This window comes from Flavobacterium okayamense, from assembly GCF_019702945.1.
In the GTDB taxonomy this organism is placed as follows: Bacteria; Bacteroidota; Bacteroidia; order Flavobacteriales; family Flavobacteriaceae; genus Flavobacterium; species Flavobacterium okayamense.
The window spans coordinates 1480939-1496607 of record NZ_AP024749.1 but is presented as its reverse complement, the minus strand read 5'-3'; the positions used below and the strand labels follow the sequence as shown (position 1 = coordinate 1496607).

14 protein-coding genes are annotated in these 15669 nt (G+C 30.8%); 11 read left to right on the top strand and 3 right to left on the bottom strand.

The features are described from left to right. Positions 1-46 precede the first annotated feature (46 nt). The 9 genes from recF (at position 47) to lipA (ending at position 8371) form a co-directional block, all read left to right on the top strand. Complete coding sequence (gene recF, locus KK2020170_RS06845; RefSeq protein WP_221257600.1) at positions 47-1126, top strand: DNA replication/repair protein RecF; 1080 nt, start codon at positions 47-49, stop codon at positions 1124-1126. 60 nt (positions 1127-1186) lie between these two features. Then, a complete protein-coding gene (gene murB / locus KK2020170_RS06840; RefSeq protein ID WP_221260000.1) occupies positions 1187-2194 on the top strand; it encodes a UDP-N-acetylmuramate dehydrogenase in 1008 nt (335 codons plus the stop codon). Between the two features lie 4 nt (positions 2195-2198). Then, a complete protein-coding gene (locus KK2020170_RS06835) occupies positions 2199-2696 on the top strand; it encodes a hypothetical protein (protein WP_221257599.1) in 498 nt (165 codons plus the stop codon). A gap of 70 nt (positions 2697-2766) precedes the next feature. Further along, a complete protein-coding gene (locus KK2020170_RS06830; protein ID WP_221257598.1) occupies positions 2767-2970 on the top strand; it encodes a membrane or secreted protein in 204 nt (67 codons plus the stop codon). Positions 2971-2983: 13 nt separating this feature from the next. Further along, positions 2984-4093 carry a glycosyltransferase gene (locus KK2020170_RS06825; RefSeq protein ID WP_221257597.1) on the top strand — a complete coding sequence of 370 codons (1110 nt, stop codon included), beginning with the start codon at positions 2984-2986 and terminating at the stop codon, positions 4091-4093. Beyond that, positions 4084-4665 carry an RNA polymerase sigma factor gene (locus tag KK2020170_RS06820; RefSeq protein ID WP_221257596.1) on the top strand — a complete coding sequence of 194 codons (582 nt, stop codon included), beginning with the start codon at positions 4084-4086 and terminating at the stop codon, positions 4663-4665. The genes KK2020170_RS06825 and KK2020170_RS06820 overlap by 10 nt, the downstream gene beginning before the upstream one ends. Positions 4666-4699: 34 nt before the next feature. Continuing rightward, complete coding sequence (locus KK2020170_RS06815) at positions 4700-5947, top strand: MFS transporter (protein ID WP_221257595.1); 1248 nt, start codon at positions 4700-4702, stop codon at positions 5945-5947. 28 nt (positions 5948-5975) lie between these two features. Beyond that, positions 5976-7295 carry a TlpA family protein disulfide reductase gene (locus tag KK2020170_RS06810; protein ID WP_221257594.1) on the top strand — a complete coding sequence of 440 codons (1320 nt, stop codon included), beginning with the start codon at positions 5976-5978 and terminating at the stop codon, positions 7293-7295. A gap of 200 nt (positions 7296-7495) precedes the next feature. Continuing rightward, on the top strand, positions 7496-8371 hold the full coding sequence (gene lipA, locus KK2020170_RS06805) for a lipoyl synthase (protein WP_221257592.1): 876 nt from the start codon (positions 7496-7498) through the stop codon (positions 8369-8371). Positions 8372-8411: 40 nt separating this feature from the next. Here the strand turns inward: lipA and KK2020170_RS06800 are convergent, their stop codons facing one another. Further along, positions 8412-10265 carry a mucoidy inhibitor MuiA family protein gene (locus KK2020170_RS06800; RefSeq protein ID WP_221257591.1) on the bottom strand — a complete coding sequence of 618 codons (1854 nt, stop codon included), beginning with the start codon at positions 10263-10265 and terminating at the stop codon, positions 8412-8414. Positions 10266-10351: 86 nt separating this feature from the next. Here KK2020170_RS06800 and gap point away from each other — a divergent pair, with 86 nt between their 5' ends. Together gap and KK2020170_RS06790 are read left to right on the top strand one after the other, a co-directional pair. Beyond that, positions 10352-11353 carry a type I glyceraldehyde-3-phosphate dehydrogenase gene (gene gap / locus KK2020170_RS06795; RefSeq protein ID WP_221257589.1) on the top strand — a complete coding sequence of 334 codons (1002 nt, stop codon included), beginning with the start codon at positions 10352-10354 and terminating at the stop codon, positions 11351-11353. A gap of 52 nt (positions 11354-11405) precedes the next feature. Beyond that, on the top strand, positions 11406-13616 hold the full coding sequence (locus KK2020170_RS06790; protein ID WP_255567292.1) for a response regulator: 2211 nt from the start codon (positions 11406-11408) through the stop codon (positions 13614-13616). Here KK2020170_RS06790 and KK2020170_RS06785 read toward each other — a convergent pair. Both KK2020170_RS06785 and lpxK read right to left on the bottom strand, forming a co-directional pair. Then, positions 13613-14428, bottom strand: a complete 816-nt coding sequence (locus KK2020170_RS06785; RefSeq protein ID WP_221257587.1) for a purine-nucleoside phosphorylase — start codon at positions 14426-14428, stop codon at positions 13613-13615. The two genes, KK2020170_RS06790 and KK2020170_RS06785, sit on opposite strands and share 4 nt — an antisense overlap. Next, positions 14418-15407, bottom strand: a complete 990-nt coding sequence (lpxK, locus tag KK2020170_RS06780) for a tetraacyldisaccharide 4'-kinase (RefSeq protein WP_221257586.1) — start codon at positions 15405-15407, stop codon at positions 14418-14420. Before lpxK ends, KK2020170_RS06785 begins: the two co-directional genes overlap by 11 nt. Between the last annotated feature and the right edge of the window lie 262 nt (positions 15408-15669).

Here is a 15669-nt window from a genome sequence, read left to right as displayed (position 1 = left end):
CAAAATTGTAGAATAACTACTACTTTTGCACCTAAATTTAACTATTGTGTTTTTAAAACAACTAAGCTTACTTAACTACAAAAATATCAGTCAGAAAGATTTTACTTTTGATAGTAAAATCAATTGTTTTGTAGGTAAAAATGGTGTTGGAAAAACTAATATTTTAGATGCTATCTATCACTTGGCATACACAAAAAGTTACTTCAACCCGCTAGCAATACAAAACATCAAACACGATGAAGATTTTTTCTTATTGGATGCTGTTTTTGACAAAGAAAATCGCGAAGAAAAAATAGCTTGTAGTCTAAAAAAAGGACAGAAGAAAGTTGTTAAGCGCAACAATAAAGTATACGAAAAACTATCGGAACACATTGGCTTTATTCCTCTCGTTATTATTTCACCTTCCGATAGTGATTTAATTTCAGAAGGAAGTGAAACGCGCAGACGTTTTATAGACAGCGTAATTTCTACTCAAGATAGTTTGTATTTGAACGAGTTAATTCAGTATCAAAAACTAGTTTCGCAACGCAATGCTTTATTGAAATACTTTGCACTTAACCAAACTTTTGATAAAGATAATTTAGCCATTTACGACGAACAAATTGTTCCGCTTGGAAACATTATTTTTGAGAAACGCCAACAATTTTTAGCGCAGTTTATTCCGATTTTCAAAAAGTATTACGCCGAAATTTCAAATGAAGCAGAAAGTGTTGATTTGGTTTACCAAAGTCAGTTATTAGAAAAGTCTTTCGAGGATTTATTAATTGAAAACCTTAGTAAAGATAGAATCATTCAATACACAAGCTCGGGCATTCATAAAGATGATTTGTCTTTTGAAATTGAAGGATATCCAGTGAAGAAATTTGGTTCACAAGGTCAACAAAAATCGTTCTTAATTGCATTGAAATTGGCGCAATTCGAATTTTTAAAACAAAAAAGTGGTTCGGCTCCTATTCTACTTTTTGATGATATTTTTGATAAATTAGATGCTTCAAGAGTAGAAAAAATTGTAACTATGGTAAATAATGATGTTTTCGGACAAATTTTTATTTCCGATACACATGAAGAACGAACCGAAGCTATAGTAAAACAAACGCATCAATCGTATAAGATATTTAGGTTATAGGCAAGGGGTTTCAGGCAAAAGGAATTGAGATAAAAAAAAATGACACTATTAAACAACAATATGAACTACCAACATAATTTTTCTCTAAAAAACTACAATACTTTCGGCATTAAAGCACTAGCAAAATCATTTGTTGAAGTTACTTCAACTGAGGAATTGACACAAGTTTTAAAAGATAATCAAGATATTTTTATTTTGGGTGGCGGAAGTAATATGCTATTGACGCAAAACATTGAAAAATTAGTCGTTCATGTTAACTTAAAAGGCATTGAAGTTGTAAAAGAAGACGATAATTTCGTTTGGGTAAAAGGAAATGCAGGCGAAAATTGGCACGAATTTGTACAATGGTGTATTGCAAAAGATTTCGGTGGTATTGAAAACTTATCGCTGATTCCTGGAAATGTTGGTACAACACCTATTCAAAATATTGGTGCGTATGGCGTAGAAATTAAAGATACGATGTATAGGTGCGAAGCCATGAATATTGAAACCCAACAAATGCAAACTTTCACCAATGCTGAATGTGAGTTTGCGTATCGTGAAAGTATTTTTAAAAACGAATTAAAAGGACAATTCATCATTACTTCGGTTATCTATAAACTGACAAAGAAAAATCACAACCTCAACACTTCGTATGGCGCAATTGATGCTGAATTAGCAAAAATGAATATTGAAAATCCAACAATAAAAAATATTAGCGAAGCAGTAATTGCGATTCGTAGTAGTAAACTACCCAATCCGAAAGAATTAGGAAACAGTGGAAGTTTCTTCAAAAATCCTATTATTTCAAAAGAACTTTACGAAAAAGCAGTGCAACAATTTTCAGAAATGCCACACTATAAAGTTTCCGAAACCGAAGTTAAAGTTCCAGCGGGTTGGCTAATTGAACAAGCTGGTTTTAAAGGAAAGCGTTTCGGCGATGCGGGCATTCATAAAAATCAGGCTTTAGTTTTAGTGAATTATGGTGAAGCGACTGGAAAAGAAATTTATGATTTATCGAAATTGATTCAAAAAACAGTTTTAGAGAAGTTCGGAATTGCAATTGAAGCGGAAGTGAATATTATTTAAAACTATGATAAAAAAAAACGAAGTATTCTGGTTTATTGTTACTTTGATTTTAATATTCATTTTAAACCTATTTATATTTGGAATAAATGGGGTTAATGGTGATACAAGCATCGATTTAAAAAATCATGAAACGTTTTTTACTATTAAAAATTATTATATAATTTTACTTAATAGTAGCATTCTATTTTACAGTATCTACTTAATAAGAGTTATCATTTCTAAGTTCAATAACAATCAAACTAATGTGATTTTTATTATTACTTCTATATTCCTAATTTTAACAATAACAATATTCAATTCTATTTATGATTCATTTTTAGGACAATTTAATGGCTGGACAATTTATCCTCCATTAAGTGCTCTAGAACCTGAAAATGGAAGTTTTATTGATGAATCTGAAAACATTTTTTTTCCTAAATTATTTTTAGTTTCCCAAGTAATTCTATCCTCATTAATTGCTTACACTGGTGTAAAAATTGGAGTGAATTTAAAAACAGATTAAAAAGATATTCTTATTGAAAGACTAATAAAACTAATTTTTCTTTTGTAAATTTGCATCAAAATAGAACAAGATGAAATTAGCATTTATTACCATAGGATTATTATTATTAGCAGTTGCCGGAATTGCCATTAAAATTTGGGGTAAAAAAGATGGTAAATTTGCCGGAACTTGTGCTAGCCAAAGTCCGTTTTTAAACAAAGAAGGCGAAAATTGTAGTTTTTGCGGAAGAACTCCAGAAGAGTATAAAGATTGTAACGAAACTTCACATTCATAAGCTATCCTAATTTATGGTTTTTGAAATTCTACTCTATGCTTTAGGCGCAGTTGCGTTTATACAATTCATTTATTACATTTTTATTTTTGGTAAATTTTCTTTCGGAAAACCTGTTTCAGGCAAACCTAAAAACATTCCAGTTTCGGTAATTGTTTGTGCTAAAAATGAAGCCGAAAATATTAAGCAATTTGTTCCGCTACTTTTAGAGCAAAATTACCCAACATTCGAATTGGTTTTAATAGATGATGCTTCAAGTGACGAAACTCGCGAATTATTTGAAGAATTTGAAAAGCAAGATTCGAGAGTAAAATTGGTTAAAGTTGATAACAACGAAGCTTTTTGGGGTAACAAAAAATATGCTTTAACCTTAGGTATTAAAGCTGCTAAATACGAATATTTATTGTTTACAGATGGTGATTGTTATCCAAATTCTAAAAACTGGATTAGCGAAATGACCTCGCATTTTACCCAACAAAAAACTATTGTTTTGGGTTATGGAGCTTACATTAAAGTTAAAAATTCCCTTTTAAATAAAATTATCCGTTTTGAAACACTTTTAACCGCTACACAATATTTTGGTTGGGCCAAAATTGGTAAACCGTACATGGCTGTTGGTCGGAATCTAGCATACAAAAAAGAAGAATTTTTCAACGTTCGCGGTTTTATGGATCACATGAAAGTACGTTCTGGCGATGACGATTTGTTTATTAACCAAGCGGCGACTTCTAAAAACACTACTATTTGTTATTCAGAAGACAGTTTTACGTATTCAGAGGCTAAAAAGTCATTCAAAGAATGGTTCAATCAAAAACGCCGACACGTTTCAACTGCAAAACACTATAAAGTATTTAACCGCTTCCAATTAAGTTTATTTTACTTTTCGCAATTAGCCTTTTTATTGTTAGCTATAGTTTTGTTAGCTTTTCAATACCAATGGATGATAGTTGCTGGAATTGTAGTATTGCGCTATATTTTTGCTTGGTTTTCACTTGGTTTTGCTGCCGGAAAATTAAAAGAAAAAGATGTAATGTATTGGTTCCCAATATTTGAAATATTTCTTATCTTCACACAATTGAATGTTTTCATTACTAATCTTTTCTCAAAACCTGCACATTGGAAATAACTTCAGAAATTATCCAACTTAATATTGAAAAAGCAAAAAATGGTGACCAAGTTGCGTTTACTTTTTTGCTCGATTTTTTTTGGAATGAAGTGTATGGTTTTATGCTAAAAAGAACGGAAAATGAACACGATACTGATGATATTGTAATTGAAACTTTTGCCAAAGCATTTGACAAATTACATTCGTACAATTCAGAATATGGATTTAATACTTGGCTAATTGCAATTGCTAAAAACGTTCATATAGATATGCTACGCAAAAAGAAATCATCTCTTTTTGTTGATTATTCGGAAGATGATGACGAACGTGCATTTGGTGTTGCCGATGAAACACCAACAGTAGAAGATGAGATCATTACTGAGCAAAATCTTTCTGAATTACTGCAATGCATTAAGCAATTAAAACCTGCTTACCAAGAAGTTATTCAAATGCGTTATTTCCAAGAAATGAGTTATCAAGAAATGGCCGAAGCATTAGAAGAACCGCTTAACAATATCAAAGTAAAATTACTTCGCGCCAAAAAACTACTAGCAGAAGTTATCACTCAAAAAGGACAAAAGAAGAAGAAATAGTTTTTATATATTTGGAATAACCAAACCAAATTTCATGAAAACATTTACTACCCAAGAAAAATTAAAACACTTATTTTCTTTACCTGTAATAGTAGCCGCTCTAGGCTATTTTGTTGATATTTACGATTTATTATTATTTGGAATTGTTCGTGTTCCGAGTTTAAAATCATTAGGCGTTGATGTAGATGTAGCGGGTTCGACAATCTTAAACTATCAAATGGTAGGATTGCTTTTAGGTGGAATACTTTGGGGAATTTTTGGCGACAAAAAAGGCCGCCTTTCTGTTTTATTTGGTTCCATTTTAGTGTATTCATTAGCGAATATAGCGTGCGGATTTTTACCTCATTTTCAACAAGAAAACATCGTTACTACATACGCATTACTTCGTTTTATAGCCGGAATTGGTCTGGCAGGCGAGTTAGGTGCGGGAATTACATTAGTTTCCGAATCATTACCAAAAGAGCTTCGCGCCATTGGAACTTCAATAGTAGCAGGTTTTGGTTTATTAGGAGCTGTAGTTGCCAATTTAACGGTTGAATTGGCTGGTGACTGGACAATTGCTTATTTTGTTGGTGGCGGACTTGGATTGTTACTTTTATTCCTTAGAATTGGGGTAGTTGAATCGGGAATTTATAAAGAAATTGAAACGGATAGCAACATTCAAAAAGGAAATTTCTTCTTACTTTTTTCAAACACAAACCGATTTATAAAATACTTAAAATGTATCGCTATTGGATTACCCACATGGTTTTGCATTGGAATTTTAGCGGTAATGGGCAATCAATTTGCACCTGCTTTCGGCATTAAAAATATTGATCCTGGAAAGGCTATTATGTGGGCTTATATTGGAATTTCAATTGGTGATTTTACCAGCGGCTTTATTTCTCATGCTTTACATTCTCGCAAAAAAGCCATTTTTCACATGATGCTGTTTACTATAATAGGCGTTGCTTTAATGCTATTTGGCGGCACAAAATCGGAAGGTTGGTATTACTTTTATTGTGCTTGGTTAGGTTTAGGCACTGGTTATTGGGCTATGTTTGTAACCGTTGGTGCTGAACAATTTGGAACGAATATTAGAAGTACAGCAGCAACTACGATTCCTAATATGGTTAGAGGAATGCTACCAGTAATGTTAATTAGTTTTGACTTTTTAAAACCCAATTTAGGTGTAATTTATGCTTCAGCAGTTGTTGGAATAGTTGTTTTTGCCATTGCCATTTACTCTACGCTTTCCATTCCAGAAACACATAACACCGATTTAGATTTTGTGGAAGAATAAATTGTATTTTACAATTAATTAAAAGATTATGATTCATATCAGATTAAAATATACTAAATTTTACTTAATTCTATTTTTATTTCCAATTTTCACTTTTTCTCAAAATCAAATTGAGATACCATTAGAACATATTTACGGAGATAAAAATGACATCTTTAATGTAAGATTACTACATCAACATTATAGACTAACAGCTATAAGCGAAATTCCTTCTTTAAACGAATTAATAAAAAAAGAATTTAAAGGGATTCCTAATAATAACAACATTTCATTTTACTTTAAAACAGAAAACACATTAAAACTTAGGGAATTTATTTATCAACTTTACAGAGAAAATAGAATTAGAAAAAGTGAATTCTATAATTACATTCAAAATAATTATATAGATACTCTTCGTCTTCAAAAAACTAAAACTGATTTTAGTGATTTTTGTTTAATCTTATTAAAAAAGGATAAAAATGAATTTAAACTTTTAGCAGATGTTGATAGAGATAAAAACTTCAAAAATAATGTTACACAAAAGTTTAATCTAAACTTTGAGAAAGACCAACCTTTAAAAACTACTAAAATTTTGAACTATTCTTATAATACTCAAAATCAAGTTACATTTAAAAGAAACATATTTTTTTACCCAGAAACTCAACAATTTGATAATTATACAGAAACTGTAATTCATAATAATTTCACTGATTTTTGGAAAGGAAAAACTTTAATAGACAACAAGGAATTAACTTTTTATTATCAAGGAATATCTAGTGAGAGAGGAGCATTTTTTTTTAAACCAAACAACATCTCCTTTGAAGATAAGGATATTTGGTTTAAGAGTAAATTTGAAAAATACCGAGGAGACACTTTAATTTTTAATAAAAATATTTTAAAAATTGATAGTATTAGTTCTGACTTGAAAAATATCTACATCACAAAAATTAAAACTCTAGAAAAAAATTACAGTAATTATCCTGGATCCTTTATAAGAGATTTTTATTTAGTTGATTTTGAAAATAAAAAAACTAAACTTCATGAAGTTTTAAAAGAAAAGAAATATACTTTACTCGACTTTTGGGCCAGTTGGTGTGGACCATGTATAGAAAAATTCCCTGAAATAGAAGAACTTCAAAATTTACATAGTGATAAACTAACTGTGATTGGTCTCTCAACAGAAAATGATTTTCAAAAAGCAAAAAAAGCTGTTGAAAAATACAATTTAAGTTGGAGAAACTTTCAAGGTATGACAATCTCAAATCAATTAGATATACACTCTATCCCTTCTTTATTTTTAATCGATGAAAATGGAAAAATCATATCTAGAGATGATATCGAAGAAATTAAAAGAATTTTAGATAATTAACATCATTAAAAACGTGAGGGATAGTAGCATTTGTTTGAGTTCTTTTGCTTTGCAAAAAGCGAGTGCGAATAGCCCGACCCTGACAAAAGTTTTAACTTTTCGTCATGGGGCACGTCCAAACCCATGTTTTAAATTTCTAAATTCTAAATTCTAAATTCTGATTTTCATATTGTATCTTTGCCTAACAAAATTTGCTTCAAATGGAAAATGTAGTTGAAAATGTATTCCCGCCAAGAGAACCCAAACCAAAATGGTTACGTGTAAAATTACCAACAGGTAAAAATTACACCGAATTAAGAGGATTGGTTGACAAATACAAATTAAATACAATTTGTACCTCTGGTAGTTGTCCAAATATGGGTGAATGTTGGGGTGAAGGAACAGCTACATTTATGATTTTAGGAAACGTTTGTACGCGTTCGTGCGGATTTTGTGGTGTAAAAACGGGACGTCCTGAAAGTGTTGATTGGGATGAACCAGAAAAAGTGGCGCGTTCTATTAAAATTATGAAAATTAAACACGCTGTAATTACATCGGTTGATAGAGATGATTTAAAAGATATGGGTTCAATTATTTGGGCGGAAACGGTAAAAGCTATTCGTCGAATGAATCCTGAAACTACTCTGGAAACCTTAATTCCAGATTTTCAAGGTAACCATAAAATGTTAGACCGAATTGTTGAAGTAGCTCCAGAAGTTGTTTCGCACAATATGGAAACCGTTCGTCGTTTAACTCGTGAAGTAAGAATTCAAGCAAAATACGACAGAAGTTTAGAGGTTTTAAAATACTTAAAAGAACAAGGCATTAAAAGAACAAAATCGGGTATTATGCTTGGTTTAGGTGAAACAGAAGAAGAAGTAATTGAAACCTTACATGATTTAAAAAATGCTAACGTAGATATTGTAACTATTGGTCAATATTTACAGCCAAGTAAAAAGCATTTACCAGTAAAAGAATTCATTCGTCCAGAGCAGTTTGAAAAGTATGAAAAAATAGGAAAAGAATTAGGCTTCCGTCATGTGGAGAGCGGTGCTCTAGTACGTTCTTCTTATCATGCAGAGAAACATATTCATTAAATAAAAAAAGCTGTTTTAGAACAGCTTTTTTTATTTTCATTTATTCCAAATGTATGTATTTCCCTTTTGGATATTTAACTATGTATTTAGTTTGAAGATTTCTACTTTCTTTACTATCGAGTTTTAAATCCCAAGTAATTATCTTAGTTTTTTCTTCTAATTTTCCTCCACTGTATTCTTCATCTTCGATTACTATTTCTTTGTTTGTTGAAATAGGTAATTGATCTAAAATTTTGATTTCAATTGGATAGGGTTTATTATTTTTTACAATAGTTTCAAATGCTCTAGCTTCTCTTTTTGCATTGCTCAAGAACTTTTTAGAAGAAAATTCTTTAAGTTTTTTCCTTCCAACATAAATTCCTTTGTCTTTGCCTAATGAAACTGAAAGCGTATCTGTGGCACTATTCAAATCCAACAAAGATTTCCCTAAATAAGCATCTTCAAAATATAAATTCATTTCTCCACTCGAAAGATTAAGCTCTTGCCAATCCGTAATTTTTGCCGTTAGATAAGCTGATGGATCAATTTTAGGCACACTTAAATATTCATAAGTAGCTGGAATTTCATAATTAATAATTTCAGCAGTGTAAATCTTCCCATCACTCATTACAGTAAATGGATTTTTAATATCATACGTTACTGTTGTAGGTTGATAATTAATTTCTGTTTCTAATTCTATAGAATCTCCTTCACCTTTATTTCTTTTCTTTCTTTTTGCACTATAAGCAACTACAACTACTTCTTCCAATTTAGCTGATTCAAGCACTACATCTATTCTATTAGAATTTACATAAACTTCTTTTTTACTACCCACATAAGAAATCTCAAGAATTGCATTTTTAGGAACTGACAAAGAATACTGGCCATCAAAATCAGTAGTTGTTCCAATAGTTGTTCCTTTAACAACTACATTAGCTCCAGCAATTGGTCCTAGTTCATCCGATACTATTCCTGTTACCTTGTTTCCAACTAATGGCCCATATGTTTTAATACCTGACTCTTGATTATAATAATTATTAGTTGCTAAAGCTTGATAACCATATTTTAAATACCACGGAGACAATTCAGGTGCTATACTATTTTCAGTAGGATTTCCATTAGAAATTGACATTGCTACATCTTTCCAATTTTCTCCTGTTTGCTGAAAAACATTTGCTCTAAATTGTAAATCAACTGGTGAGTTAATATCCTTTACTCTCAAATCATAATTGGCGAACCAACCAGCTTTTGAAACATAATAATCTATATTAAATTCAGCATTACTGATAAATTTTGAACTTGAAATTGTAACGATAATTTCACTCGTTGCATTTTCTAACGAATTATTTAAAGCTTTTAATTGTAAATCTAATGTATTAATTACACTATCAATTTTAACAATTTTATCTTCTGCAATTGTTCGTTCTTTGACTAAACTTATTAATCTTTCTCTATGAAAATTTACAGCATCTTTTAAATCAACTGTTTTCAGTCCATTATTATTGCCTCCAATTTCTTGATTTTTAGATAATATCGTTTCTTCATTGTTCAAAATTTTCAAAACATTATTTTCTAAACTTTTTTGAGCTAAAAAGTCTCTCTTTTTCTTTTCAATTTTTTGAACTTCATCTCTCTTTTCTTGTGATAGTAAAAAGTTACTTTGATTTATTACAGATAAAATTGTGAAATCTCCTTTACCTTTTACTTTAAGACTTTCTTTATCAAGAAAAGGAGAAATTCCTTGAAAAACTAACTCGGTTTTACCTTTCTCAAAATTCGCAGTAGCTTTTCTACTTACTTGAGCGCCTTCAGTAAAAACTATAATCTTTTCAATTTTCGATTCAACAGTTTTAGTTTTAATTTGAGCAATTGAAATCGAAAAAATAAAAATGGGTAAAAACTTTAAAATATTCATGTTGTAAATTTAATCTTAAAAACAAAAGTAAGTAATTAAGAGTTTTAAAGTCTATTTTTTTTAATTTTGAAAACAATTTAATTATAATGACAAAAATAAAAGTTGCCATAAACGGTTTTGGAAGAATTGGACGTAATGTATTTCGTCTTTTACTCAACCATCCAAACATTGAGGTTGTTTCAATAAACGACATAGCCGATAAAAAAACTATGGCGCATCTTTTAAAATACGATAGTATTCATGGTATTTTAAGAGAAAATGTTTTAGCAACTGAAAGAGGAATTTCTGTCAACGATAAACACTTTCTATTTTTCCACGAGAAAGAAATTCAAAACCTCAACTGGAAAAATTTAGACATCGATTTTGTAATAGAATCGACAGGAAAATTCAAAACATTTGAATCAGTTAACCAACATATTTTGGCTGGTGCGAAAAAAGTAATTTTATCTGTTCCACCAGAAGATGAAACTATTAAAACTGTTGTTTTAGGCGTAAACGAAGCTATTTTAGATGGATCCGAAAAAATAGTTTCGAATGCAAGTTGTACGACTAACAATGCAGCGCCAATGTTGAAGGTTCTACAAGAACTTTGCGAAATTGAACAAGCATACATTACAACAGTTCATTCCTACACTACAGACCAAAGTTTACACGATCAACCGCATAAAGATTTACGTCGCGCCCGTGGTGCAGCACAATCTATTGTTCCTACAACAACTGGAGCTGCAAAAGCTTTAACGAAAATATTTCCTGAACTCGATGGAAAAATTGGTGGTTGTGGTATTCGTGTTCCTGTTCCTGATGGTTCGTTGACTGATATAACTTTAAATGTAAAAAAGGAAGTTTCTATCGAAGAAATTAACCAAGCATTTAAAAAAGCTTCTGAAACTAACTTAAAAGGAATTTTGGCTTACACTGAAGACCCAATTGTTTCAGTTGATATTATTGGAAACACAAACTCTTGCTTATTTGACGCCCAATTAACTTCTGTAATTGATAAAATGATAAAAGTTGTAGGTTGGTATGATAATGAAATTGGTTATTCTTCTCGAATAATCGATTTAATTTTATATCTTCATACTAAATAATTTTTTATTATTTTTATAAACGAAACTAATCAAATAAACAACTTAACTTCTATTGCTTTTAAAAACAAAAGGAATATTCGCTTTTATTTTATTTCTCGTAACTATTTCTAGTTTCGGACAAGCTTTGTATAAAGAAACGACGAAAATAAATGACAGTGTTGATTATTACTTAGAAATTGCTCTTTTTAATAAAGAAGATAAAAATTCCTTTAACAAAGCAATTATTTATACAGAAAAGGCAATCTTGTTTGCTAAAGCAAATGATTTAGAACCCAAATTAGCGGATTGTTACCTTATCTTAGGTGGCATTTATTACGATTTACAAAAACCTGAAAAGGCAATCGAACACTTCATTAGAAGTATAAATATTTACACCAAAGAAAATCCTAATCCTAATCTGGCACTTTCCTATTATAATTTAGGAAAATGTTATTTAGAACAAGATAAGCAAGAGTTATCTGAAATATATTTTAAAAAAGCAGCGTCTATTTATCAGGAATTTGAATTTTATGACGCCATTGAATTAATTAATGTTCAGAAAGGAATTATTCAAAAAAATAAAGGAAATTTCTTAGAAGCAGAAGCTATCTTCAAAAAAGCTATCAATAACATCTCAAACCAAGACGCCCTTGCTGACACTAAAGTTGAGGCCTTTTTTCAACTAGGTGAGATACAATTTTTAAATAATAATTTTTCTGCAGCAATAGAACATTATAATGATGCTTTAAAATTAAATGAACAAAGCATTTACAATATAGCTTTAGAAAAGAAAATTTTAAAGAAATTAAGTCGTGCACATAATAAAAATAGTGATTTCAAAAAATCGAATGAGTATTTAGAGCGCTATGTAAAAATAAGTGATTCGATTAGCCAATTTTATTCTAAATATTTATCGGAAAATACTTTTGAAAAAGTTGAATTTGACAAGCAATTAGAAACTATTGAAAACTTAGATAAAGAGAAGAAAAACCAACAAAAAACGCTTCGTTTTTCTAAACTAATCAGTATTTTGAGTATTGCTTTAATTTCAATTCTATCGTTATTAAGTTTGTCGTTATACAAAAACAATAAAATTAGAATTACAACCAATAAACTTCTTAAAGACAAAAACCGAGAATTAACAAAAGAAAAGGAAAAAGTAGAAAAAGCATCCAAAGCAAGAGCTGAATTCTTAGCAACAGTAAGTCACGAATTAAGAACGCCATTAAATGCTATTAATGGAATTACGTATTTATTACTTCAAGAAAAACCGAAAAAGAGTCAGTTAAATTATCTAAATTCTTTAGAGTTTTCCGGAAAATATCTTCTAAACTTCATTAATGATATTCTAGAAATTAACCGTTTAGAATCGGATAAAGTTGTAGTAGAAAAAATCAGTTTCAATTTAAATGAATTAATAGAAAACATAAAAGTTTCATTTAATGAATTTATAGTAACTAATAATATTTCTTATGTTCAAAATATTGACAAATCAATAGATTACAATATTATTGGCGACCCTACAAAACTTTCACAAATCTTGATAAACTTAATCAACAATGCCATTAAATTCTCCAAAAATGGTGAAGTTATTTTTAGTGTAAAACAGCAAAAAGCAGAAGACAATTTAGTAACTCTAGATTTTGAAATAAAAGATACTGGAATTGGAATTCCATCTGAAAAACAAAAAGATATTTTCGAAAGTTTTAGTCAAGGTTCTGTAGAAATTAATAGAACCTATGGCGGAACTGGACTTGGGTTATCAATTGTAAAAAAATTATTGAGCGTTTTAAAAAGTGATATCGAGTTGACGAGTGAAGAAGGCAAAGGAACACAATTCAACTTCTCACTTATCTTTGAAAAAGGAAATAATTTACCAAAAGTAGAAACCGAAGTAACCAACTCTGATTCGGTTTTTGTAGGCAAATCAATCTTACTGGTTGAAGACAATAAAATCAACCAAATGATTACTAAGAAAATGGTTGAGAAAAAAGGAATGACTTGTGAAATAATTGACAATGGTGAAGATGCCATCGAACATCTAAAATCAAATTCATATGATTTAGTTCTAATGGATGTGCACCTTCCAGGAATAAACGGAACGGAAGCTACTACTGAAATACGTAAATTTAATTCGGAGATTACTATTATTGCGCTAACTGCAATTTCGTTAAATGAAAACCGTGAAATGTTGTTATCGTTTGGAATGAACGATGTAGTTACCAAACCATTTATACCTGAGAATTTCTACGATACAATGGCAAAATATCTTACCAAAGCTTAATAGTTTAAAATAAGATTTTGAATTAAAGCCCTAACCTTTGGTTCTGCAGTTTTTGCCGCTTCTAAAACTTCTTCGTGATTTACATCTTGTATGCTTTCTTCGTCACCCATATCGGTAATGACTGAAACACCGAAACAATTCATATCCATGTGTCTTGCTACAATTACTTCAGGAACGGTTGACATTCCTACGCAATCAGCACCCAAGTTTCTAACCATACGATATTCGGCTAAGGTTTCAAAAGTCGGACCTTGTAAGGCTAAATAAACGCCTTCTTGTAAGTTAAAACCTATTTCTTTTGCAAGTTCTCTTCCTTTTTGCATCAAAGCGCGAGAATATGGTTCGCTCATGTTTAAAAATCGTGGACCAAAACGTTCGTCATTTTTCCCACGAAGCGGATGCTCTGGCATAAAGTTAATATGATCAGTAATCATCATTACATCGCCAACTTTAAAACTTGGATTTACACCACCCGATGCATTGGATACAATTAATTTGTCTACACCTATGTATTTCATCACACGAACTGGAAACGTAACTTCTTGCATGTTGTAGCCTTCGTAATAATGAAAACGCCCTTGCATCGCAACTACTTTCTTGTTTCCAATTGTTCCGAATAATAAAGCGCCTTTATGACCTTGAACAGTTGAAACCGGAAAATTGGGAATATCGTGATAGTCAATGGAGTATTCCATTGAAATGTCATCGGCAAATCCACCTAGACCTGAACCTAATATTACACCATATTCGGGTGAAAAATCTTGTGTTTTATCTTTTAAAAATTGTACTGTTTCTTGAACTTTATCCCACATAGTCTAAAATCGTTTTGTCGAATTGAGAAGTGTTATCAAGCGCAACTTTTATAGGCAAATAATATAAAATCGCATCATCAATCTTGCCTTGTAAACGCATGTAATCTTTCTCTGTCGTAATTATAATTTTATTGGTCGCTCTCGCTTTAATCGTTTCAATTTCTTGAGCCGAAAATTCATGATGATCAGAATAAATTAAAACCTCATCGCCTTCATTCTTAAGTTTTTCTATAAAACTCGTTGGATTAGCAATTCCCGCAATAATTAATTTCGATTGGTTCATTTCAGCTAATCTCAATTGCGAATTTGCATTGTACACCATTTCATCATACACAATATGACTGAAATAAACCGGAACATCAACTTTAAGCTTCTGCTTTATTTTTTCTTTGGCAAGGTCGGTAATATCATTCGGACATTTAGTGACAATTATCAGGTCAGCTCTTTTTTTTCCCATCGAAGGTTCGCGAAGGTTTCCAAAAGGCAAAATAAAATCGTCGGCAAATAAATGATTATAATCAGTCAACAAAACATAAAAACCAGCGGTTACTTTTCGGTGTTGAAACGCATCGTCTAACAAAACTACTTCCGGATTGACTAATTTTTCTAATTGTTGAATACCATTAGTACGATTGCCATCAACCGCAACGGCAATATTTTTAAATTTTGAAAAAAACTGAAAAGGTTCATCACCAATTGTTGTCGCATCAACCGTTGCATCGGCTAAAATAAAACCCTTGGTTGTTCGTCCGTAACCGCGACTTAAAGTAGCCACTTTCTTATCGCGAAGCAATCGAATTAAATATTCAATATGTGGCGTTTTTCCGGTTCCGCCAACACTCAAATTTCCAACCACAATGCTTTTCATTGGAATTGTATAACTCTTTAGGAAACCCAAATCGTAAAAAAGGTTTCGTAAATACGTCACAATCCAATATATAAAGCCTAACGGAAAAAGTAATTTTCGCAAAAAGTTCATACCACGAAAGTAGCTATTTTACCTTAAATTCTAACGATTTGGTCGAATTAAATACAGAAAATCACTATTAAAATGGTATATTTGATTTGTCTTTTGAATTTAAATTTAAATTCGTCAGTTCGAGTGATTTTTGTCAATTCGAGCGAAGTCGAGAATAGAAAATCTTATCGAGAACAAGAATTTAGAATATAAAACCAAGTTCTCGATACAAAATTCTTTCAGAATTTCACTCGAACTGACGGTTTTCAAATAGAAATTTTAG

Excerpts from the sequence above, each read along its gene's own strand:
- KK2020170_RS06800 (WP_221257591.1), bottom strand. The coding sequence starts at position 10,265 with ATGAATATTTTAAAGTTTTTACCCATTTTTATTTTTTCGATTTCAATT.
- lipA (WP_221257592.1), top strand. The coding sequence starts at position 7,496 with ATGGAAAATGTAGTTGAAAATGTATTCCCGCCAAGAGAACCCAAACCA.
- KK2020170_RS06810 (WP_221257594.1), top strand. The coding sequence starts at position 5,976 with ATGATTCATATCAGATTAAAATATACTAAATTTTACTTAATTCTATTT.
- lpxK (WP_221257586.1), bottom strand. The coding sequence starts at position 15,407 with ATGAACTTTTTGCGAAAATTACTTTTTCCGTTAGGCTTTATATATTGG.
- KK2020170_RS06825 (WP_221257597.1), top strand. The coding sequence starts at position 2,984 with ATGGTTTTTGAAATTCTACTCTATGCTTTAGGCGCAGTTGCGTTTATA.
- murB (WP_221260000.1), top strand. The coding sequence starts at position 1,187 with ATGAACTACCAACATAATTTTTCTCTAAAAAACTACAATACTTTCGGC.
- KK2020170_RS06830 (WP_221257598.1), top strand. The coding sequence starts at position 2,767 with ATGAAATTAGCATTTATTACCATAGGATTATTATTATTAGCAGTTGCC.
- KK2020170_RS06815 (WP_221257595.1), top strand. The coding sequence starts at position 4,700 with ATGAAAACATTTACTACCCAAGAAAAATTAAAACACTTATTTTCTTTA.
- KK2020170_RS06785 (WP_221257587.1), bottom strand. The coding sequence starts at position 14,428 with ATGTGGGATAAAGTTCAAGAAACAGTACAATTTTTAAAAGATAAAACA.
- KK2020170_RS06835 (WP_221257599.1), top strand. The coding sequence starts at position 2,199 with ATGATAAAAAAAAACGAAGTATTCTGGTTTATTGTTACTTTGATTTTA.
- gap (WP_221257589.1), top strand. The coding sequence starts at position 10,352 with ATGACAAAAATAAAAGTTGCCATAAACGGTTTTGGAAGAATTGGACGT.